Consider the following 20,152-nt stretch of genomic DNA (forward strand, 5'->3'; position numbering starts at 1 on the left):
TTTGATGCAGTTTTTCGGTATAATGTTTACAATGATAACAAACAATTCCTTCTGATAAAATGCTCAGTCCCAAGAAAATTTTTCCCTCAACTTGAGTACAAGTTTCAACCCTGACTCCAGGCAAGGCTAATAGATAGTCTAGATGGAAGCTCATAACGGTAAATGTATTATTAGGTACATTTTACACCATAAACTCAGGAGAGCCGTTTGGAATCAATCTGTCAATCTCGCTGTCAAAGGAGATACTCTCGTTAATACAATCTACTGTGGTTCAGCCGAAAGTCAGGAGCGAAGACTTTGGGCATTAGGAGCAGAGTTAGCAAAAGGCAGTAGCTTCAACATTAATCAAAACCAACAAATTGTGGTAATTAAGTCCCCTTACGACGAAGAAATTTCTACTTGGAATACTAAACTCAATCAAACCTATATTCCCTACGGTAGACAAGGAAGAATAGGACAACAACGTCAAGCAGTTGAAGATAGTAATGCTGGCAGCAATACGGTTATGCGTAGTGCGTCCAAAGCTTCTGAATACTATGATAATTCTTCTTGGGACTTACTAGATGCTCTCGAAAACGGAACAGTTAAACTAGAGGCAATATCAGATGATAATTTACCAGAAATCATGCGAGGGATGACCCTCACAGAAAAAAGAGCATATGTAGCGGGAAAGAAAACCGAAAGAGAGGCAATTAAAAAGACGATCCGCGACTTATCTGAAAAGCGTACAGCATATATTGAACAACAGCGCCAATCTAGTACCAATAGGGGTGAAAATACTCTCGATCGCGTAATAATTCAAAGTCTCCGCCAGCAATTAGCCGCTAAAGGATTTAAGCTTCAGTAGTTCCTGAATTACCATAGCAGAACCTACTACACCTGGGACGATAAAAAAAGGAAAAACCAATGACCGAATATCGATTAACACCCGCAAAGTACCACCACGTACAAGTAGTTGTTTCCCTGAACCGTTTTCACTTAGACAGCTATAAAAACCCTGATGAAGCATTGACAAAACTGCTTGAACTAGGTTACACTCCTGAATTGCGATATCAATGGACTCCAGAGCGAAACGAATTTGATTTATACGCCCTAATTCACGACTTACCGCTAGAAGAATCGCTAATGACCGATGAAAAGTGTCAGGAGTTTTTCAAGCATTTCAAACACAGCCAAATATATTCGATCGGGTGCGGTAACGCTGACCCCGATTGGCTATTTGCTTGGGGTTTTGATGACCCCCGCCGTCACGCCAAGCCCGAAAAAATTGAACCTTTACCAGCAGCTACAGCGTTAGCTTAATTAAAAGAACGCAGACGGAATTCCATCTGCGTTCATCTGTGTTTATCTGCTAATATCTGCGGTTAAAAACTCCCAATCCAACTACTTCGCTGCAGGTAAAGACAACTGAGGCGAAGTTTTAGGATAGCTTCCATTCCCGGAAATGACAGCCGGTTCCTGCGACAGCAAAAACTCACGAATTACTCTAGCAAAGGCTCTTTGAGCTAAACCGCCGACTACTTTCTGCCCCATATTCTGCACTTCCGGTTTCACCAACAACTGCGGAAGTAGCTGCAATACTTTCGTCCCGTCAAAACCCGGAGTTGATTGCAAAATATCCCAAATCCGTTTGATGTGTTCTAGATTGTTTTTTTCTGTTGGTGAAACCACAGGTTGATTTGCCTTGACTCCAAACCATTCGCCTACGACTGCTTTGGCGTTAGCAAAGGCGTTGCTGGAAAGTGTGTCCAGACTCTTGACTAATTCCAGGACAATACGATCGCGAATGAAATCTCCTCTTTCGGAGAATAAATATTCTAAAGCTTGGTTCAAGATTTGGCTGACATCGTAATCATCGCTCTCGCGGGCATTGTTGAGCAAGTTTTCTAAGCGGTTCCAGCGGAATTCGCCTTGTTTGAACAGCAAATCTTGCAGGGATGCTCTCAATTCCGGTGCGGGGTCGCTCAACAGCCGTTTTGCGACGTAAGGATAAGCTTTGCTCAACACTTTGAATTCTGGATCGACATTAATGGCAATCCCTTCTAAGGTGACGAGCGATCGAATAATCAAAGCATAGTAAGCTGGAACTCGGAAAGGATATTCGTACATCACCGCCGAAAGCTCGTCAGTAATGCTTTTGAAATTTAGTTCGGCAACGCTAGCACCCAAAGCATTGTTAAATACGCCGGCCAAAGCTGGAATAATTGGCGTCAAATCGGTGTCTGGTGTTAAAAACTCCAACTTCACGTAATCTTTTGCCAAACCTTCAAAGTCGCGATTCACCAAATGCACCACAGCTTCTAACAAGCCGTACCGCTGATAAGGTTTAACTTCGCTCATCATCCCGAAATCGAGATAAGCCAACTGACCGTCAGGAGTTGCCAAAAGATTGCCGGGATGCGGGTCTGCGTGAAAGAAACCGTGTTCTAGGAGTTGTCGGAGAGAACACTGCACCCCCACTTCAATTAAGTAAGGAGCGTCAATTCCTTGAGCTTTAACCGCTTCTAAATTAGTGAGTTTGACCCCGGTGATCCACTCCATTGTTAAGACGCGGCGGCGGGTATATTCCCAGTAGATGCTGGGAACATAAATGTCTTTGATGTGACCGTATAGTTGGGCAAACCGTTCGGCATTTTGACCTTCGTGGGTGTAGTCCATTTCTTCATAAATTCGCTCGCCCAACTCGTCCATAATTCCTGCGAGGTCACTGCGAATTATTTTGAAGTTGTTTTGTGCCCAAACTGCAACGCGCCGCAGAATGTAGATATCTAAGCCGATGTTCTCGGCTAAACCTGGTCGCTGCACTTTGATTGCGACTGTTTCCCCGGTTTTGAGTTTGCCTTTGTAGACTTGTCCGAGGGAAGCTGCGGCGATGGGATCGGGGGTGATTTCGGCGTAAATTTCGTTGGGGTGGGCCCCCAATTCTTCTTGAATGAATTGATATGCTACTTCGTTAGGAAATGCTGGCAATTGATCTTGGAGCGTTGTTAGTTCTTCTAAATATGCTGGCGGTACTAAGTCGGGTCGTGTTGAGAGTGCTTGTCCGATTTTTATAAAAGCTGGGCCAAGTTGGGCGAGAATTTCTGTCAGCCGGGCGGCGCGACGCTTTTGGTTCCTGACGGTGTTGCCTGTTTTGCTGTCCAACCACACACTGAGGGCAAAGCTAAAAAATGTCCAAACAACACTCGACAGCCGTCCCCAGACTTGTAGAGGGCGATTTCGGTACTCGGCTGCGATCGCCACTGGATCGTACCGAACAGCATCTCCGGCTAACTCGAAAGCTATGTCTCTGGCTGATTTGAGCCGATCGTCCGTTACGATCTCCGTCTCTAGTGATACTGCTACTGCTTGCAGGGGAATTGTATTTGCATCTTGGAGATTGCCGAGTACAGCCTGAGTCCCTGAATTTACATAAGTTTGCGGGGAGGCTGGCGATACTGTCTTGACATTCATAAATCAGACCTAGTGTGAAGCATTGTAAATATATTGTAACAATTTAAGGAAGAAGACCCTTCTTCCTTCTTATATACTTACTCGCCGCTGGATTTGAGGAGTCGATCGCGAATGCCTGATAGTTGCGATTGGCTGCTGACGGGCGATCGAGGTTGGGGCGTTTCGGTATCGGGCCAGTTGGGTAAGTCGTCACAGGGACAGCACTCCGGCGGCATTCCGGTTTGTTTGAACACTACGGGCATAGCGCAGCGCGCGCAGGGGCTGATTTCCCATGCTGGTGTCAGCAGTTGGGCAATTGTTTCGTTTGTGCCTTGCAGGTAACAGTCTCCGGTTTCGGGGGAGATAATTTTTTGCCAGCAGTCTTCAAATTCCTGGCTGTAGCGATCGCCCGCAATTACCGATTTGGGCAGCAGCACTTCGGAACCGTTGCGAATTAATACTTTTTTGCCTAACTGAAACCAGTAAGCAATATATTTTCTCACTTCACTCTCTGATGCCATAACTTTTAGTCCGCCCTTCAACTAATTGGTGATTTTAGACTCTTCAGTGGAAATGTGCCATTTCTCAATAGACATTTTATATTTTACATTTTTTCAAACATTTGGCTCTTTACCCTGTCAAATTCTTGTGCTAGTTGCCAGATATAGTATTGCTTTGGGAGGATTTATGTAAGTTTTGACTTTTCAATCTTACTAACAATTCTAGCTGATTTTCAGCTAGAATTGTCCACCGGGAAACCGATTTTTTGGCTCCCTTGTCGATCGCGCCCGATAGTGTTAATTTTTCAAGGGCGGCAGCGGCCTACCCAAAGCGCTGAGATTCAAGGCGTAACCTCCGGTGGCAAGATACACAGTATTGGCGATCGCCCCGATGTGGCGGACAAGTGTGCCAAGGCGATCGCGAAACAGTCGCCCCGCCGGATAAGCAGGCACAACACCCCATCCGGTTTCCTCTCCTACGAAAATTACATCGGCTACCGTTGACTTCAAGCTAGCGAGCAAATCTTGCTGGGTAATAGCCCAAACAGCCGCTTCTTGTTCTAAAAGATTTGCTGTCCAAGTTCCCAGGGAATCAATCAACAAGCAATCTGATGGCTTGCCGGCGAGCACAACTGCCGATAATTCGATCGGCACTTCTAGAGTTGTCCAATCAACTGGACGGCGATTTTGGTGCTGTTCGAGGCGACGAAGCCACTCCAAATCCGCTTCATCAACTCGGCCGGTAGCCACATAGATTACTTGTTTTCCCAAACCCGCAGCCAGAGTTTCGGCCCATTCACTTTTGCCACTTCGGGCCGGCCCAGTTACTAAGATTAATTGTCTCGATGCAGTTGGTTCTGAGTTAGTCATTAGTCAGCAGAGTTTAGATTTTAGATTTTAGATTTTAGATTTACTCCACCACAAATGATTTTGGGAGATGGAAGTTTGGTTAAAATTTTTGGACTGCTCGCAACTAATGTCGGGGGCTTGTCTCCGTTCTTTGGTAGGGTCATATACAAAGGATTAAACATAATTCCCAATTGCCAATTCCCAATTACCAATTCCTAATTATGATTTAAACTGCCAACTACCAAATGCTTTTTAAGCGATAATAGCATTGTTGAGACAATTTCACAGTAAGTCGCTCGAGAACCCCAGTATTTCCAAAGCTGTTATTTATGCCAAATCATCCTCAGATATCAGCAATAATTTGCACCCACAATCGCGCTGCCTATTTAGCGGCGGCGATCGACAGCTTGCTGGTACAGGATTTTCCCGACAACTTTGAAGTAGTAGTAGTGGATAACGCTTCTAGCGATTATGCAAGCCCGGAAAGTCCCATTTCGCGCACCCGCGAGGTGGTAGAAGCAAGACTGGGCGATCGCCGCCTCAAGTACGTCTGGGAACCCAAAATCGGTCTGTCAGTAGCCCGGAACACCGGCGCTTCAGAAACTCGCAGCGAAATATTAGCTTATCTCGACGACGATGCTGTGGCTAAGCCGAATTGGCTCAGGGTGCTGCACGCGGCTTATCAAAGTAATCAAAAACTAGCCGTAGCCGGTGGCAAAGTCAACTTGATCTGGCCTTGTGGAGTCTCCCCCCCCGAATGGCTGTCACCAGGATTGGCCCAGAACTTGGGAGTTTACGATTTGGGGGAAAGTTGCGTTTACGTCACTGCTGCCGGTTTGACTCCCAGGGGTGTAAACTACTCAATCCGGCGCACTTTTCTCGAAAAAATTGGCGGCTTCGATGTCAAACTCGGTAGAGTTGGCACAAAATTGTTGTCAAATGAAGAGCTGCGGGCCACAGAACTAGCTTTAGAGTTAGGTTGGCAAGTAGTTTATCTACCGGAAGCCGTTGTGCTTCACAATGTCGCTGCAGAACGGCTCAAAAAAGCTTGGTTTCTAGAGCGCGGGTGGTGGCAAGGCATCAGCGAGTGTTATCGGGAACAATTGTCCGATCGAGCCGGTATTGCTCAGCTTGGGCGAGGGGGTGAAAGAATCTTGACGGGTGTCTGGAAGTCTTTTAAATATATTAGAGATCCGGCGCTGCGGTTTGAAAATTTCGTTTTTGCCTGGGGTCAAATCGGTTATTTGAGCGTAGCCATCCGCGGCCTGATTTTTACACCGAAATCGACCACTAGGCATTAGGCTATAGGCAATATCCCTCGCTGCTCAAGTCGTCGGCGCGGGTGTGCAGATCGCATTTCATCCACCAAAACTCTACCGCATTCAGGTTCAAGCACTCGATTATGACATCTAGTTCATCCAAGATACCGGTTTCAGTTCTCATTCCGGCAAAAGACGAAGAACTTAATCTACCTGCGTGTCTGGCCAGCATTGCTAGGGCGGATGAAGTTTTCATGGTTGATTCCCAAAGCAGCGATCGCACCGTAGAAATTGCCATCAGCACCGGCGCAAAAGTAGTGCAGTTTTACTTCGACAAGCGCTGGCCGAAAAAGAAAAATTGGTCTTTGGACAATCTGCCCTTTCGCAACGAATGGGTATTAATTGTCGATTGCGACGAGCGCATTCCGCCGGAACTTTGGGACGAAATCGCGCGGGCGATCGAAGACCCCAATTTTGACGGCTACTACCTCAACCGCAAAGTTTTCTTTTTAGGACAATGGCTGCGTTACGGAGGCAGATATCCCGACTGGAATTTGCGTCTGTTCAAGCATCAAAAAGGACGTTACGAAAATCTCGGCACTGAATCCGTCCCCAATACTGGCGACAACGAAGTTCACGAACACGTCATTTTAGCTGGTCAAGTCAGCTACTTAAAAAATGACATGATTCACGAGGATTACCGTGATTTATTTCACTGGATAGAACGGCATAACCGCTATTCTAATTGGGAAGCTCGCGTTTATTACAATATTATTGAAGGGCGCGATGACAGTGGGACTATTGGTGCTCACTTATTTGGAGATGCCGTACAGCGGAAGCGATTTCTCAAAAAAGTTTGGGTGTGGCTGCCTTTTAAACCAATGCTCAGATTTATTTTATTTTACTTCATTCAGCTCGGCTTTTTGGACGGAAAAGCTGGCTATATTTATGCAAGGTTATTGAGTCAATATGAGTATCAAATTAATGCGAAACTTTACGAGTTGCGTTGTTGTGGCGGTCAGTTGAATGTGGCCCAATCTCAGCCGCCTATGTCGCCACCAGTAGTTATTACTCAGGAGACAGAAGTGAAATTGCCTTAATATTTTGGAGGAAGGGGGAATTGGGAATTGGCAATTGGTAGTTGGGAATTAGGAAAGCCAGCCCCTAGCGAGTGGCTTGAGGAATTTTCATTTAATAAGTTCTTCTAGTGAGGGAAAAAGCAATTTTTCATCGTTGATTTTCTGGCAATCGCAAGGCTGTTGAAGAGCGGAAATAGCGGAGACATTACCTAGCAGCAAACGCATACTTTCAATTAATAGCGGGAGAGTCAATATAACGATCGCCCCGGACACCAGCAAGCTAATCAAGCCATCAGCCCAATTCCAGTGTAGCCATGCTACGGCGATCGCAGCTAAAATTACTCCAACCGACGAAAATATGTCGGCGACTGCGTGCAGAAAGGCGCTTTTGAGATTTAAGTCGCCGTGACAGCAGGAATGCAAGCAACAAGCATTAATCGAGTTGATGCTTAAACCGACAATTGCGGTAATTAACATCGGGAGTCCTTCTACTTCGGGAGTTGGGGACTGCAAACGGGCGATCGACTCGGCGGCTATCCAAAGGGCGATCGCCACTAAACTGATACTATTAATTAAAGCAGCAATTATTTCTCCTCGTTCAGGGATTGACGATTGTGCGATCGTACAATCTACGGATTTACTTTTGCGTTTGACTGAGGAGTACCAAGTCGCTGTTAAAGTTATTGCTAAAGCTGCTACATCTGAAAAGACGTGACCCGCATCTGCTAATAGGGACAAACTATGAGAATTAAGTGCGGCGATTAACTCTGCTACAAAAAAGCTGCTAAGCAGTACCAATGCTGTTTGTAAAAGTTGCACTTTGCCAATTCTGGGATTTATATTTTCGCATTGTGCGATATCCTTGGCATTTTCCGAGTCAAAATTGTCCCTAACTAGAAATGTCATGCAGCAGTCCTTAAGGTTAAACTCGATTTTAAATTAAACATTAAATTAACTATCAATGACCGATTATATACCAAATCCGAACCTAGATCCGGAAAATTTGAGCGCAAATTCCCCAAATTCTCAAATAAACGATCGTCCAATTAGCGACTATCACGCAAATACTTTGACAGGGGAATCTTTAGTTGATTTGCGGAAGTACAATCAATCAAAGTTCGATCGGGGAAAGCCTGGTTGGCTAATTTTGGTTTGGTGGTTGGTGCAGGCGATCGCATTTCCCCTCACTCCACACCCTTTTAACGGCATCAGAAGCGCGTTGCTGCGGTTATTTGGAGCGAAAATAGGTCGGGGTGTGATCATTCGCCCCACGGCTCGTTTTACCTATCCTTGGAAAATTGCAATCGGAGACTACAGTTGGATCGGAGATGATGTTGTATTGTACAGTTTGGATCGAATTGCGATCGGCAAACACTGCGTCATTTCTCAAAAAAGTTACCTTTGCACCGGCACTCACGACCCCCAAGACTCCGCCTTTGGCTTAATAACAGCATCTGTTATCATTAATAACGGCGTTTGGATTGCCGCCGACTGCTTCATTGGCCCTGGTGTCGAAATCGGTGCTAACGCTTTAATTGGAGCTCGCAGCAGCGTCTTTAAAAATATGCCTGCCGGCTTTGTTTGTACGGGTAATCCCTGTCGTCCGCGCGATCGGCGAGAAATTAACAAAAGTTCGTAAGACACATTGCAGTGGGAAACTAAGCAGCTTGATAAGCTTGTGACCGAATTGGAATTTCAATGACGAATTCTATTCCCTTTCCTAATCCCGGCTGGCAGTATAATCTGCCCCCATGCTTTTCAACGATAATTTGGTAACTGATAGATAACCCCAATCCAGTTCCTTTACCGATAGGCTTGGTGGTAAAAAAAGGGTCAAATAGTTTGGGTTGTAAAGTTTCGCAAACTCCCAGACCGTTGTCACTAATATGAATAGCAACCCAATTCTCCTTAATTACTTGTGTAGAAATTTTAATGCAGTTCGGGTGTTGTTTAATTTCTGCAAAGGAACGCTGCTGATTTGATTCCTCTAAAGCATCAATGGCATTGGAAATAATATTCATGAACACTTGATTTAATTGTCCGGCATGGCATTCTACTTGTGGAAGCTTACCGTAATCTTTTATTAGTTCAATCTCAGGATGCTCGGGTTTTGCTTTTAAACGATGATGCAGAATGGTGAGTGTACTATCAATTCCTTCATGAATATTTACAGCTTTCACCTCTGCCTCATCTAGGCGAGAAAAGATTCGCATAGACTTGACAATCTCCTGGATTCGCTCGGTTCCTAAGCTGATGGAATTAAGAACTTTAATAAAATCTTCCTCCAGAAACTCCAGTTCTATTTCATCCATTGCTGCTTGAATCCGAGGGGTGGGATTTACATAATCTTCTTGATAGAGGTGTATAATTTTTAGTAAGTTATGAGCGTACTCTTGGGCATAACCCAGATTTCCCGAGATAAAATTTATAGGGTTATTAATTTCATGAGCAATCCCAGCCGCCATTTGCCCTAAGCCGGACATTTTCTCGCTTTGGATTAACTTAATTTGCATTTGTTGTAAATCTTCATAGGCTTGGCTAACTTCTAAAATCTTTTCTTCCAATAAGGTATTTTTCTCTTCTAATTTATCAGCTAGAACATAAAGCTTTAAGTGCAGCTTGACGCGAGCTAATACTTCCTCTTGTTGGAAGGGTTTGGTAATATAATCTACAGCCCCAAGCTTAAACCCCTCAACTTTATTAGCCGTATCCGAGAGAGCAGTCATAAATATAACGGGAATCTGTTTAGTTTCTGGATTAGCCTGTAATCGACGACAGGTTTCAAATCCATCAATCTCTGGCATCATTACATCTAGCAAGATTATATCTGGTAGAGCATATTTGACCCGCTCTAATGCCATCTTTCCTGATTTTGCGACCCGAACTTCAAATCCTTCCTGACTTAAGGCATCAGATAAGACACCCAAGTTGGCTGAATTATCATCAACTATAAGAATTGTACCCTTGGGTTGAATTGCTGAATTCATAAACCTTACTTGTAGGATTTAATAAAGATTAAAATCTCTTCGTCTTGAAAGTCCTTTGCCATTTGATGCAATCTTTTAGCAAAGGGAATGTATTTTGGATCTATTTCTTCAAGTAATACCGCCTGTTTAACTATTTCTAGGAAATTTCCTTTCATAGCCAGCTCGTATAGCATTTCCATTTCTGTAGCAGGCGGGGAAATTAGCTCAGTGGTGTCTGAGGCGATCGCCAGTGGATCTTCATTAGCTTCATAAACCCATTCCAAGTGAAGATACTTTTGTAATTTTTGCAAGAGCTCTGTTGCTTGAACAGGTTTGGGAATAAAAGTGTTGCCTCCTGCTTCTAAACTTCTGTATTGATCAGTTTCAAATACGCTGGCAGAAGAGACAATAATCACGATGTCTTTGAAATTTTCCGATTCTCGAACCCGCTTAATTAGCTCGAAGCCATCTACTTCGGGCATTAGTAAGTCGGTAACGATTAAATCTGGTTCTACCTCCAGAATCTTTTCCCAGCCTTCCTGCCCATCATTGGCTTCAAACACCTCAAAGCCGATCGGACTGAGTAAATTGCTAATTACGGAACGGTTAGCCCATTTGTCATCAATAACCACCATCTTAGGTTGGCGGTCTTTGATGCCGATTATCTGCCCGCGATGGTCGATTTGGGACGTTTTTACCCATTCCTCGGCTTGATACAGATCGACATCAAACCAAAAAATACTGCCAACATTCATCTCACTTTGAACCTGAATGGTACTGCCCATTAATTCTACAATCCTTTTGCTAATTGCCAGTCCTAATCCGGTGCCTTCCGTCTGCCGTCTACGATCTCCTACCTGCTCGAAGGGCTGAAAGATAGCTTGGAGTTGATCTTGGGCAATGCCAGTACCTGTATCGCGTATTTCAAAGCGAATTTTTCCTTCTGTTGCAAAACTAACTATAAAAGTAACGCTGCCCTCATCGGTAAATTTAATAGCGTTGCTTAAAAGATTAATTAACACTTGTCGCAAGCGTTTTTCATCCGCACGAATACCGATCGGGAGTTCGGGGCTGGATGGAAAATGGAAGTGAATTCCCTTAATTTCAGCTCGGATGCGACACATCTCTGCTACACCTTGCAGGAACGCTGGGAAATGAAAATCGGTGAACTGGAGTTCCACTTTCTGTGCTTCAATCTTCGACAAATCGAGAATATCATTGATTAAGGTCAGTAAATGGGAACCGCACTGATAAATGACATCAATGCGCGATCGCTCTTCTTCATTCAATAATTTGGAACGCTGAAGAATCTGCGCGTAGCCCATAATGCCATTAAGCGGAGTCCGCAACTCGTGGCTCATGTTAGCAAGGAATTCACTTTTGGCTCGACTTGCTGCTTCTGCGGCTTCCCTGGCTTTTGCCTGTACGATTTCTGTTTGTTTGCGATCGTGGATATCGATGGAAGTGCCAACCCACTCCCGGATGCTGCCATCTTCATTTAGAATTGGTATCCCTCTAGCTTGAAAATAACGATAGTTGCCATCCGCCCCTCGGATTCGATATTCTACGTCATACAGGCTTTTAGTTTGGACTGCTTCCATCCAGAGTTGAGCCGTTCGTTCGCTATCGTCCGGATGAACTGCTTCTAACCAGCCCAAACCAACCACTTCAGCTTCGGTTTGTCCAGTATAAGCTCTCCAAGTTGGTAAATCGGGCGATCGCCCTTCAGAATCCGCTATCCAGACAATTTGGGAGATGGCAGCGATTAGCGATCGATAGCGTTCTTCGCTTTGTTTGATAGCATCTTCGGCTTGTTTGCGATCGTGGATATCGCTGGAAGCGCCAACCCACTCCCGGATGCTGCCATCTTCATTCAGAATTGGCACTGCTCTAGCTTGAAAATAACGATAGTTTCCATCTGCTGCTCGGATGCGATATTCTATCTCATACAGGCTTTTCGTTTGCACTGCTTCCATCCAGACCTGATTGGTTCCTTCGCGATCGTCTGGGTGAATTGCATCTAACCAGCCAAAACCAACCACCTCAGCTTCAGTTTGTCCGGTGTAAGCTCTGAAAGTGGGTAAATCTGGACATCGCCCTTCAGCATCCGTTATCCAGACAAGTTGGGACGTAGCAGCGATTAGCGATCGATAGCGTTCTTCGCTTTGTTTTATAGCATCTTCGGCTTGTTTGCGATCGCTAATGTCTCGCACCACAGATAACGCATACAGCTTGTCATCCTGCCAATAGGGGGTTGCTGTAACTTCCACATCAATGCACTTCTTATCCTTGCGGACATCAATGGCATGACAGAAGAACTGCTTACCTGCCTTCACAGTTTCTAAGAAGTCCACAAATAGGTGGTGACTATCTGGGTGTATGAAGCCTCCAGGTGGTAGTTGAGCGAACTCCTCAGAAGTGTAGCCGTGGATTCTGGCTTGCGCCGGATTGATGGCGACTACTTTTCCGGTTTCTAGTTCTGTGATGATAATGCCATCGTTCACCGACTCAAAAATACTGCGATACTGAGTTTCTTTATGTCGCAACGCTTCTTCAGCTTGTTTGCGATCGCTAATATCTCGTGTTGTGGCAATGATGCCAATGATGTTGCCATTAGCATCCCGCCACGCAGCCTTTGTAGTCAAAAAGGTGGTAGGGTTTTGACCTGGAGAAGAGATTTCTTCTTCGTAAGTCTCGGTAATTCCTGCCGCGATGATTTGGCTATCTTTTGCCATCATTTCACGAGCAGTATCAGGGGGCATTAATTCTAAATCATCTTTGCCGATGATTTCCTCAATTGGCTTGTCCAAAAACTTGGCGCCATTGGAGTTAATGACAACATACTGCCCTTGCCCATCTTTAACAACAATTATATCTGGCGTACTTTCCAAAATAGAGTTTAGCAGTGCATTGCGATCGCGCAGTGCAGCCTCCTGTTCGCGCAGCGCTTCTTCAGCTTGTTTGCGATCGGTAATATCTGTATTAGCTCCAATCCATTCCCGAATTGAACCATCCGCGTTCTGAATTGGTACACCACGACAACTCATGTAGCGATATTCCCCGTCATAGCGGCGCAAACGGAATTCAACTTCATAGAGCCATCGATTAGCAACAGCAGCCGACCATACGCTCGCAACGTGAGCGCTATCGTCTGGGTGCACCATATTTAGCCAGCCAAATCCCTTGTAATCATCAAATATCTGTCCTGTAAATGCACTCCAAGTAGGTTGCTCGATCACCAATTCGCCGTCGCTACTGGTGATCCAAATAATTTGAGCGCTAGCTTCCATTAAAGAACGAAATCGTTCTTCACTTTGTTTGAGCACATCTTCTGCGGTTTTGCGATCGCGAATATCCCGCGCCATAGTGGAAATAAACTCGACTTCGCCCGCTTCGGTTTTGTGAACGATCAAGACCTGGGAGACTGGAATTTCTTGCCCATCGCGTGACAAAAATAAGGTTTCACCAGCCCAGGTACCCTCGCGTAAAGCGGTGGGAAAGGCTTCGTCGTGAAATTTTTCCCTTGCCGAGGGAGCTAACACAGAATCTATACTAAACGGCGATCGCGCTTCCTCTGGAGACTTCCCCAGCATTTTCTGTCCGGCTTTGTTGAGGTAGACGCTATGCCCAGTCACATCCGCAACTCCTACTAAGTCGGAAGTTGCTTCCAAAATTGCCGTTAGTCGTGCTTGCTCTTTCTCTGCTCGCTTGCGATCGCTAACTTCAATCACAATGCCACCCACACCAAAAACCAAGCCATTTTCGTCCAGCAAAGGATAGTAAGATCCTTGCCAGTAGCGCACGATTCCTGGTTCTTTCGGCGTTTCACCCACTAATTCAAAGTCTAGAATTGGCTTGCCCGTATCCAGAATGCCTTGCAGCATCGGTTCCACAGTCGGAGCCAATTCTGGCAGCACTTCACGCACTGACCTACCAATATGGTCTGCCACACAAACGCCATTCATCTGGGCCAGAACTTCGTTTATTTGGACATAGCGGAGTTGGCGGTCAAAAATCAGCAGTCCGGCGTTGGCACCTGCAAAAAAAGCATCGAATTGAGCTTGTCGCAATGCCAGTGCTGTTGCGTTCTCTTGCTGTTGCGCTTGGTTTTTATCTGGTGGGAATTTGCTCATGTTGGATCGTGCATTTCAGCTTTAATTCTACAACTTCTGTCCAATGGGGCGATCGTAAGGTTTTCGTTTTATCCTATTTGGGTACTGAAGAAAACGTTCAGTAGCGTGACCATTAGGCTTTCAATCAGCGATATTATGTAGCCCTTGCGACACTATTTCCGTTAATTCTTCGGATGTATCGCCAAGTAGTTCTATTGCTCATCAATTCTATCAGTAGAACATTGGTGACAACATAAGCTAGGGAAGCGTTTGTCAATCAGTAATTATGCTCAGCATTTACTCAGGTTTTGGGTGGAGAACTTAGATTTGGGCGATCGAGCAATCATGGCGATCGGCATATTTATGCCCACCCACCCCCAAATCGCCAATTTTCTACTTCTAAACAAGCAGTATTTTCAGTAAGATTACGGATTGACAAATGGGATTAAGTTCTAGTTAGTCCCCCATGTCGGTAGAAGGCCAAGTATTCTTGGAACGTTATCAATTTTAGCTAGAGCCGTTAAATTTTCACTTAGATATACACAAAACGGACGCAACTAGCAGAGTAATAGCAATATCTCTCCCACCAGTTAAAGTCATTGTAATACTTGGATATTTGACTTGTCCACTTAAAGAGTCATTGAATAATCCCTGCTTAAGTTGATAACGGGACTTAAAAAAAAATTAGTGGAGAGTATGATAAAATCGAATCGAGTTAATGTTGACTAAAGTTAGTAGACTGATCTCTTTGATAATAGATGAGTCGGCTATCGGATCGCGAAAAAGTGGCACACTAACCGCAGGCCTGCGAAGACCAGGTATCTGAAAAATTGGCAATAGGGATAACCGCGTAGTATGAGGAACCACATCTCTATGTAACGACTTCACTTTTTTCACCCTAAAAACAGGTTAAAATTTATGATCACGAGTTCAGTATTTTATTTTTACATTGGGTACTGAGGACTTGATTTTTTACTACCCGCCTTAAAAATGACAACACAAAAAACCTTATTGCCTGAATTTAAATTAAATACAATACCTGAAGAAGTATTAACACAGCTCTCGCAAATATTTACCGCTACCCTATTTAAAATAGGTGAAAATCCTGTATCCTTGCAGTCACTGGTGGAACTGATTGTCTTGTTTATGGCTATCCTTGTCATAGCACGATCTTTTACAAACTTTCTTAAGGAGCGCTTGTTAGTCAGACTGGGAATTGACGAGGGAAATCGGGAAGCAATCGCAGTAATTATTGGGTATTTAATAGTAGCTTTGGGTGTGATAGTCGCCATCCAAAGCATCGGATTCAACCTCGCTTCTTTTGCAGTAGTTGCGGGGGGATTGGGAGTCGGAATTGGCTTTGGAATACAGGATTTAACAACTAATTTCGTCAGTGGCTTAACGCTGCTATTAGACAGGCCTGTGAAAGTCGGAGACTTTGTGGAATTAGAAGGATTAATGGGAATCGTCAAAAAAATCTCGATTCGATCGACCATCATCCAAACCACTGAGGACTCTAGCGTCATAGTTCCCAACAGCAAAATGATTAGCAACAAAATTGTTAACTGGAGTTACGAAAACTCGCTACTCTGTCTGCGAGTTCCCGTAGAAGTAGCCGAGAATAGTAACCCGCTGTTAGTGACAGAAACTCTGTTAAATATTGCTTACGCGGAAGCGGGAGTTTTGTACGAACCGAATCCGAAAGTATTGTTTGTGGAGTTTGGTGATGATAGTTTTAAATTTGAACTTTTAGTTTGGACGGACAGGCCGACTGAAAGAGAATTAATTAAAAGTTCTTTGAATTTTGCAATTGAATACAATTTCCGCCAGCAGAAAATCCAATTTCCGTTCAATAACAGAGAAATTTATTTGCAAAATCCCGAAGTTCTGTTGTCAATATTGAACAAAAAACAAACTGCAATTGACATCCAGAACAGTTACTCTAAAAATGAGCAAAAACAGCCAATCTTTGCAGAGACACTGAAAAAGCCATCGTCCCTTAGCTGTTTGCTGCGAGAGGTGGAATACTTTGAAAATCTGACGGATATTGAATTGCGGCAATTGATTGAAGTTGGATACCGCAAACGGCTGCGATCGGAAGAATATTTATTTCATGAGAACGACCCCGGAGATGCTTTTTACATGATTCTTTCAGGTTCAGTAGAAGTTTTTGTAGAAGCTATTGACAAACACCTGAATAACCTGGGTACTGGTCAGTTTTTCGGGGAACTTTCTTTGATGTTGGGAATCCCCAGAACTGCTTCAGTGAGAGCTTTGGAAGACACAATTTTGTTTGCGATCAATAAAGAAGGTTTCCAAAAAGTTTTAACTGAACGACCGGATTTGTCTGAACTGATTATTAAAGAAATAGTCAAACACAAAGAAGAACTCCGCGAGAGACAGCAATTATTGCGAGAAATGGAATTGGTAGAGGCAGCAGAAGAGGATGAAAATCCTGTAGAATGGGTGAGAAAACGGCTAAAAGATCTATTTACTGTTTGAAATAATTTCTATGACGCGATTTATTCACGATCTCTTTGCCAAAGAATTTCTGGAAGAGTTGCTGTCCCCGATCGGAACGGTTAATATTGGTCGCGATGTGGCTTCCGAAGTTCGAGAGATCGATGTTTACTTCACTCCCAGCACCGCAATTACCGAATACTCAGAAACCCTGGGATTGTTGGGAAAAATGGCAAACACAACTGCCATTTTTGAACCGTTTCGCAATCCGGCAAACGTTAGCGAAATTTGTAGCTGCCTGGGCAAGTTATTGGATGTGCGAGGTGAATTGGAGCGAAAATTTAGGAGAGAAAATACTCGCTATGATGACGCCCAGTTACCCAAACTGTGGATTTTGATGCCCACAGCATCGAAAGCATTGGTAGATAGCTTTAATGCGATACCAGACACAGAGAATTGGATGCAGGGAATTTATTTTTTTGGGGAATCTTTGCGGACTGCAATTGTGGCGATTCACCAGTTGCCAGAAACTCCAGACACCCTGTGGTTAAGGATTTTGGGCAAAGGGGGAGTGCAGCAAAGGGCTATTTCCCAATTAAGCGCTTTAGCCACAGACGATCCGTTGCGGACGATCGCGCTAGAATTGCTGTATCGGTTACAGTCAAATTTAGTAACCGATGCGCCACAAGAATTAGAGCCAGAAGAGCGGGAGTTAATTATGGCCATTGCACCACTTTTTCAACAACAAATACAAGCAGCACAGCAACAAGCTAGAGAAGAAGGACTAGAACAGGGACTAGAAGAAGGACTAGAACGAGGGCTAGAACAAGGGCTAGAACAAGGACTAGAACGAGGCAGACAAGAACAACAGCGCTTAATCTTAGAAAATTTTCTGCGAGTTAGATTTGGAGAATTAAGTCCCAAAATGACAATTTTTCTATCTCCAATATCCAAGTTGGCGGCGGCGGAATTTACAGTGCTGTTGCTGGCAATATCGATGCTGACAGTCGATGAAGCAGGGCGGGAAGCAGCGGTTAAATTGTTGGCTGAAAGTGCGTTGCAAATACGATCGCCTGAATTGGGTGCTATTCTGCCTACAGTCGTTACTAATTTATTGGCATTGCCTGTGGCAGAATTGACATTGTTTGTAGAACAACTGCCGCAATTATCGGCGGAGGAATTGAGGGACAGGTTAGGAAAAACACCTGACTAAAACCTGCGATCGCAGCCATAAAGGGATCTCGCTCTTTATGGCATTTAAATGATTCTCAAAGAAAATCCCTAGATTTTGTCGATCGCACTTAGGAATTGGACTGCGGCGGTAAAATCAAGTGCAGCAGACCATCGATCAATCGATCGCGTTCCATTGGGATAATATCTTGGCCGTGCATCATATGCTGTGTTAACTGGAAATATACCAGTGAGCCAATAAAAATCCGCGCCGTTGCCTCCGGATCGGGCAATTTTAACTCTGGATGCGATGCCAAATATTGAGTAAGCCGATCGATACCCGGTTTAGCTAAGTTTCTCACAAATGTCTGCGCTAACTGGGGAAAACGCCCTGATTCCGCAATCACTAACCTCACAAAATTGAGAAATTCAGGTTCCTGCGTCACCTGTTCTAATAGAGTTGTGGCAACGAATCGTAGCGCTACGGCCGGTTCTTCATCCAGAATTATAAAATTGACTTTTTCTCGCGCCAGCCCCTGTACCAAGGCCACGAATAATCCTTCTTTATCTTCAAAACGGCTGTAAACCGTGGCTTTGGAAACTCCCGCCGTCTTCGCTACCTTGTCCATACTCGTCCCCGCGTAGCCGTGGGTTAAAAATTCTTGCATCGCACCTTGCAGGATTTGCTCGGTTTTGTCACTTGCTGGGGCGCTGTCTGGTTCGATCGGTTTTGTCCTGGCCATCGCTTGTTTTTGTAACTTTTGCTTGGAGTCTTGACATTATTATACTGAACGGTTTAGTCTTAATAAAGAACTAAACCGTTTAGTTTTATTAACCTAAAAGATGAGGTGTGTCATGGTACACCAACCAACAGCGGACGGCTTATCCTCAAATCCATCCCTAGTTAAACAACTCCTAGTTGTGGCAGCAGTAGCAACCCTGGCTGCAGGGGGAACCACAGGCTACACGATCTGGCGATCGCGCATACCCGATCCCAACGCAGTCGCGGCCGCAGCAGCCGTCGCAGCATCCCAATTAACCACAGTCACAGCCTTGGGGCGGCTGGAACCCAGAGGAGAAGTAATTAAAGTCTCCGCCTCCGGTACGGCGGAAGGAAACCGGATCGATCGACTTTTGGTAAAAGAGGGAGACAGGGTGAAAACAGGTCAGGCGATCGCAATTTTGGACAGTCGCGATCGCCTGCAAGCTGCGCTCGACCAAGCTCAAGAACAAGTGCGCGTCGCCGAGGCAAATCTAGCAAAAGTGAAAGCTGGAGCCAAAAACGGCGAAATTCAAGCCCAGAAAGCCACCATTGCCCGCATAAGGGCCGATCGCAGCAACGAAATCACAGCGCAACAGGCGATCGTCAGCCGCCTAGAAGTCGATCGCAGCACCGAAAGCGCAGCGCAACAAGCCACAATTGCCCGCATCAGGGCCGAACAACAAGGAGAAATTCAAACCCAAAAAGCCGCAATTGCCCGCCTACAAGCCGAGCTCCGCAACGCCAGAAGCGAAGATCAGCGGTACTCGCAACTGTATCAAGAGGGAGCAATCTCTGCTTCCACCAGCGACAGCAAAAAACTAGCCGCCGAAACAACTCAACAGCAACTCAACGAAGGAAAGGCAAAACTGAATCAAATTCAGGAATCCCGCCAACAACAAATTAACGAAGCCCAAGCCAAACTAAATCAAATTCAGCAATCGCGCCAACAGCAAGTTAACGAAGCCCAAGCCAAACTCAGCCAAATTCAGGAATCTCGACAACAGCAGATTAATGAAGCCGCGGCAAATCTCGATCGCATCGCCGAAGTGCGTCCCGTTGACATAGCAGCAGCCGCCGCCGAAGTCAGTTCCGCCGCTTCAGCCGCCAAAGGCGCCAAAGCCAATCTGGATCTAGCTTACATCCGTGCTCCCAGAGACGCCCAAGTCTTGAAAATTCACACGCATCCGGGGGAAAAAGTGGGAAACGACGGCATTGTCGAACTCGGACAAACTCGCGAGATGCTGGCTGTTGCGGAAATCTACGAAAGCGACGTGGACAAAGTACGCCTCGGACAAACCGCCAAAATTACTAGCGATGCTTTGACAGGCGAATTGCGGGGAACTGTCGAACATATTGGTTTGCAAGTCCAGCGGCAAAACATTGTTAACACCGATCCTTCTGCGAATATTGATAGTCGAATTGTGGAAGTAAAAGTGCGCTTAGATGAAGCTTCCAGCCAGAAAGTAGCGGGATTAACCAATTTGCAAGTCAAAGTGGCGATCGGGGAAATTAAAGATTAAGAAGTCTTAAACCGCAGGATCGCTTTCTTCTATCCAAAATCC

General features: G+C 45.0%; 17 protein-coding genes. 9 read left to right on the forward strand and 8 right to left on the reverse strand.

Going from position 1 to position 20,152, the window contains the following annotated elements; genetic code table 11:
- Window positions 1-142 precede the first annotated feature (142 nt).
- Both QUA40_RS14020 and QUA40_RS14025 read left to right on the forward strand, forming a co-directional pair.
- Window positions 143-847 (forward strand): hypothetical protein, encoded by a 705-nt coding sequence (locus QUA40_RS14020; RefSeq protein ID WP_333126677.1) that lies wholly within the window; start codon window positions 143-145, stop codon window positions 845-847.
- A 59-nt stretch (window positions 848-906) separates the two neighbouring features.
- A complete protein-coding gene (locus tag QUA40_RS14025; protein WP_333126680.1) occupies window positions 907-1,302 on the forward strand; it encodes a hypothetical protein in 396 nt (131 codons plus the stop codon).
- A gap of 81 nt (window positions 1,303-1,383) precedes the next feature.
- Here QUA40_RS14025 and QUA40_RS14030 read toward each other — a convergent pair whose 3' ends face one another.
- From QUA40_RS14030 to cobU, 3 genes are all read right to left on the reverse strand, one after another.
- Window positions 1,384-3,453 (reverse strand): AarF/ABC1/UbiB kinase family protein, encoded by a 2,070-nt coding sequence (locus tag QUA40_RS14030; RefSeq protein WP_333126682.1) that lies wholly within the window; start codon window positions 3,451-3,453, stop codon window positions 1,384-1,386.
- Between the two features lie 77 nt (window positions 3,454-3,530).
- Window positions 3,531-3,953 (reverse strand): hypothetical protein, encoded by a 423-nt coding sequence (locus QUA40_RS14035; protein WP_333126685.1) that lies wholly within the window; start codon window positions 3,951-3,953, stop codon window positions 3,531-3,533.
- 276 nt (window positions 3,954-4,229) lie between these two features.
- Window positions 4,230-4,802 (reverse strand): bifunctional adenosylcobinamide kinase/adenosylcobinamide-phosphate guanylyltransferase, encoded by a 573-nt coding sequence (gene cobU / locus QUA40_RS14040; protein WP_333126688.1) that lies wholly within the window; start codon window positions 4,800-4,802, stop codon window positions 4,230-4,232.
- Between the two features lie 308 nt (window positions 4,803-5,110).
- Between cobU and QUA40_RS14045 the strand changes: the two genes are divergently transcribed.
- Window positions 5,111-6,082, forward strand: a complete 972-nt coding sequence (locus QUA40_RS14045; RefSeq protein ID WP_333126691.1) for a glycosyltransferase — start codon at window positions 5,111-5,113, stop codon at window positions 6,080-6,082.
- Between the two features lies 1 nt (window position 6,083).
- On the opposite strand, the gene QUA40_RS14050 is transcribed toward QUA40_RS14045, so the two are convergent.
- Window positions 6,084-6,296 carry a hypothetical protein gene (locus tag QUA40_RS14050; protein ID WP_333126743.1) on the reverse strand — a complete coding sequence of 71 codons (213 nt, stop codon included), beginning with the start codon at window positions 6,294-6,296 and terminating at the stop codon, window positions 6,084-6,086.
- On the opposite strand from QUA40_RS14050, the gene QUA40_RS14055 reads away from it, so the two are divergent.
- On the forward strand, window positions 6,223-7,140 hold the full coding sequence (locus QUA40_RS14055) for a glycosyltransferase family 2 protein (RefSeq protein WP_333126741.1): 918 nt from the start codon (window positions 6,223-6,225) through the stop codon (window positions 7,138-7,140). The two genes, QUA40_RS14050 and QUA40_RS14055, sit on opposite strands and share 74 nt — an antisense overlap.
- Before the next feature lie 87 nt (window positions 7,141-7,227).
- On the opposite strand, the gene QUA40_RS14060 is transcribed toward QUA40_RS14055, so the two are convergent.
- Complete coding sequence (locus tag QUA40_RS14060) at window positions 7,228-8,025, reverse strand: cation diffusion facilitator family transporter (RefSeq protein WP_333126694.1); 798 nt, start codon at window positions 8,023-8,025, stop codon at window positions 7,228-7,230.
- A 55-nt stretch (window positions 8,026-8,080) separates the two neighbouring features.
- Here QUA40_RS14060 and hpsU point away from each other — a divergent pair, with 55 nt between their 5' ends.
- Window positions 8,081-8,758 (forward strand): hormogonium polysaccharide biosynthesis acetyltransferase HpsU, encoded by a 678-nt coding sequence (hpsU, locus tag QUA40_RS14065; RefSeq protein WP_333126697.1) that lies wholly within the window; start codon window positions 8,081-8,083, stop codon window positions 8,756-8,758.
- Window positions 8,759-8,777: 19 nt separating this feature from the next.
- On the opposite strand, the gene QUA40_RS14070 is transcribed toward hpsU, so the two are convergent.
- Window positions 8,778-10,106, reverse strand: a complete 1,329-nt coding sequence (locus QUA40_RS14070; RefSeq protein WP_333126700.1) for a response regulator — start codon at window positions 10,104-10,106, stop codon at window positions 8,778-8,780.
- Between the two features lie 5 nt (window positions 10,107-10,111).
- Window positions 10,112-14,218, reverse strand: a complete 4,107-nt coding sequence (locus QUA40_RS14075) for a PAS domain S-box protein (protein WP_333126702.1) — start codon at window positions 14,216-14,218, stop codon at window positions 10,112-10,114.
- Between the two features lie 249 nt (window positions 14,219-14,467).
- Here QUA40_RS14075 and QUA40_RS14080 point away from each other — a divergent pair, with 249 nt between their 5' ends.
- The 3 genes from QUA40_RS14080 (at window position 14,468) to QUA40_RS14090 (ending at window position 17,870) form a co-directional block, all read left to right on the forward strand.
- On the forward strand, window positions 14,468-14,620 hold the full coding sequence (locus QUA40_RS14080; protein WP_333126704.1) for a hypothetical protein: 153 nt from the start codon (window positions 14,468-14,470) through the stop codon (window positions 14,618-14,620).
- A 567-nt stretch (window positions 14,621-15,187) separates the two neighbouring features.
- Window positions 15,188-16,699 (forward strand): mechanosensitive ion channel domain-containing protein, encoded by a 1,512-nt coding sequence (locus tag QUA40_RS14085; protein ID WP_333126706.1) that lies wholly within the window; start codon window positions 15,188-15,190, stop codon window positions 16,697-16,699.
- Between the two features lie 10 nt (window positions 16,700-16,709).
- Window positions 16,710-17,870 (forward strand): flagellar assembly protein H, encoded by a 1,161-nt coding sequence (locus QUA40_RS14090; protein ID WP_333126708.1) that lies wholly within the window; start codon window positions 16,710-16,712, stop codon window positions 17,868-17,870.
- A gap of 88 nt (window positions 17,871-17,958) precedes the next feature.
- Here QUA40_RS14090 and QUA40_RS14095 read toward each other — a convergent pair whose 3' ends face one another.
- Window positions 17,959-18,570 (reverse strand): TetR/AcrR family transcriptional regulator, encoded by a 612-nt coding sequence (locus tag QUA40_RS14095; RefSeq protein ID WP_333126711.1) that lies wholly within the window; start codon window positions 18,568-18,570, stop codon window positions 17,959-17,961.
- 112 nt (window positions 18,571-18,682) lie between these two features.
- Here QUA40_RS14095 and QUA40_RS14100 point away from each other — a divergent pair, with 112 nt between their 5' ends.
- On the forward strand, window positions 18,683-20,110 hold the full coding sequence (locus QUA40_RS14100; protein WP_333126714.1) for an HlyD family efflux transporter periplasmic adaptor subunit: 1,428 nt from the start codon (window positions 18,683-18,685) through the stop codon (window positions 20,108-20,110).
- The last annotated feature ends 42 nt before the right edge of the window (window positions 20,111-20,152 follow it).

Origin of the sequence: Microcoleus sp. Pol11C3, assembly GCF_036701485.1 — a bacterium.
GTDB lineage: Bacteria > Cyanobacteriota > Cyanobacteriia > Cyanobacteriales > Microcoleaceae > Microcoleus.

What these genes read in the sequence shown, in the direction of transcription:
- QUA40_RS14020 (WP_333126677.1), top strand. Translation starts at nt 143, where the DNA reads ATGGAAGCTCATAACGGTAAATGTATTATTAGGTACATTTTACACCAT.
- QUA40_RS14025 (WP_333126680.1), top strand. Translation starts at nt 907, where the DNA reads ATGACCGAATATCGATTAACACCCGCAAAGTACCACCACGTACAAGTA.
- QUA40_RS14030 (WP_333126682.1), bottom strand. Translation starts at nt 3,453, where the DNA reads ATGAATGTCAAGACAGTATCGCCAGCCTCCCCGCAAACTTATGTAAAT.
- QUA40_RS14035 (WP_333126685.1), bottom strand. Translation starts at nt 3,953, where the DNA reads ATGGCATCAGAGAGTGAAGTGAGAAAATATATTGCTTACTGGTTTCAG.
- cobU (WP_333126688.1), bottom strand. Translation starts at nt 4,802, where the DNA reads ATGACTAACTCAGAACCAACTGCATCGAGACAATTAATCTTAGTAACT.
- QUA40_RS14045 (WP_333126691.1), top strand. Translation starts at nt 5,111, where the DNA reads ATGCCAAATCATCCTCAGATATCAGCAATAATTTGCACCCACAATCGC.
- QUA40_RS14050 (WP_333126743.1), bottom strand. Translation starts at nt 6,296, where the DNA reads ATGAAAACTTCATCCGCCCTAGCAATGCTGGCCAGACACGCAGGTAGA.
- QUA40_RS14060 (WP_333126694.1), bottom strand. Translation starts at nt 8,025, where the DNA reads ATGACATTTCTAGTTAGGGACAATTTTGACTCGGAAAATGCCAAGGAT.
- hpsU (WP_333126697.1), top strand. Translation starts at nt 8,081, where the DNA reads ATGACCGATTATATACCAAATCCGAACCTAGATCCGGAAAATTTGAGC.
- QUA40_RS14070 (WP_333126700.1), bottom strand. Translation starts at nt 10,106, where the DNA reads ATGAATTCAGCAATTCAACCCAAGGGTACAATTCTTATAGTTGATGAT.
- QUA40_RS14075 (WP_333126702.1), bottom strand. Translation starts at nt 14,218, where the DNA reads ATGAGCAAATTCCCACCAGATAAAAACCAAGCGCAACAGCAAGAGAAC.
- QUA40_RS14085 (WP_333126706.1), top strand. Translation starts at nt 15,188, where the DNA reads ATGACAACACAAAAAACCTTATTGCCTGAATTTAAATTAAATACAATA.
- QUA40_RS14090 (WP_333126708.1), top strand. Translation starts at nt 16,710, where the DNA reads ATGACGCGATTTATTCACGATCTCTTTGCCAAAGAATTTCTGGAAGAG.
- QUA40_RS14095 (WP_333126711.1), bottom strand. Translation starts at nt 18,570, where the DNA reads ATGGCCAGGACAAAACCGATCGAACCAGACAGCGCCCCAGCAAGTGAC.
- QUA40_RS14100 (WP_333126714.1), top strand. Translation starts at nt 18,683, where the DNA reads ATGGTACACCAACCAACAGCGGACGGCTTATCCTCAAATCCATCCCTA.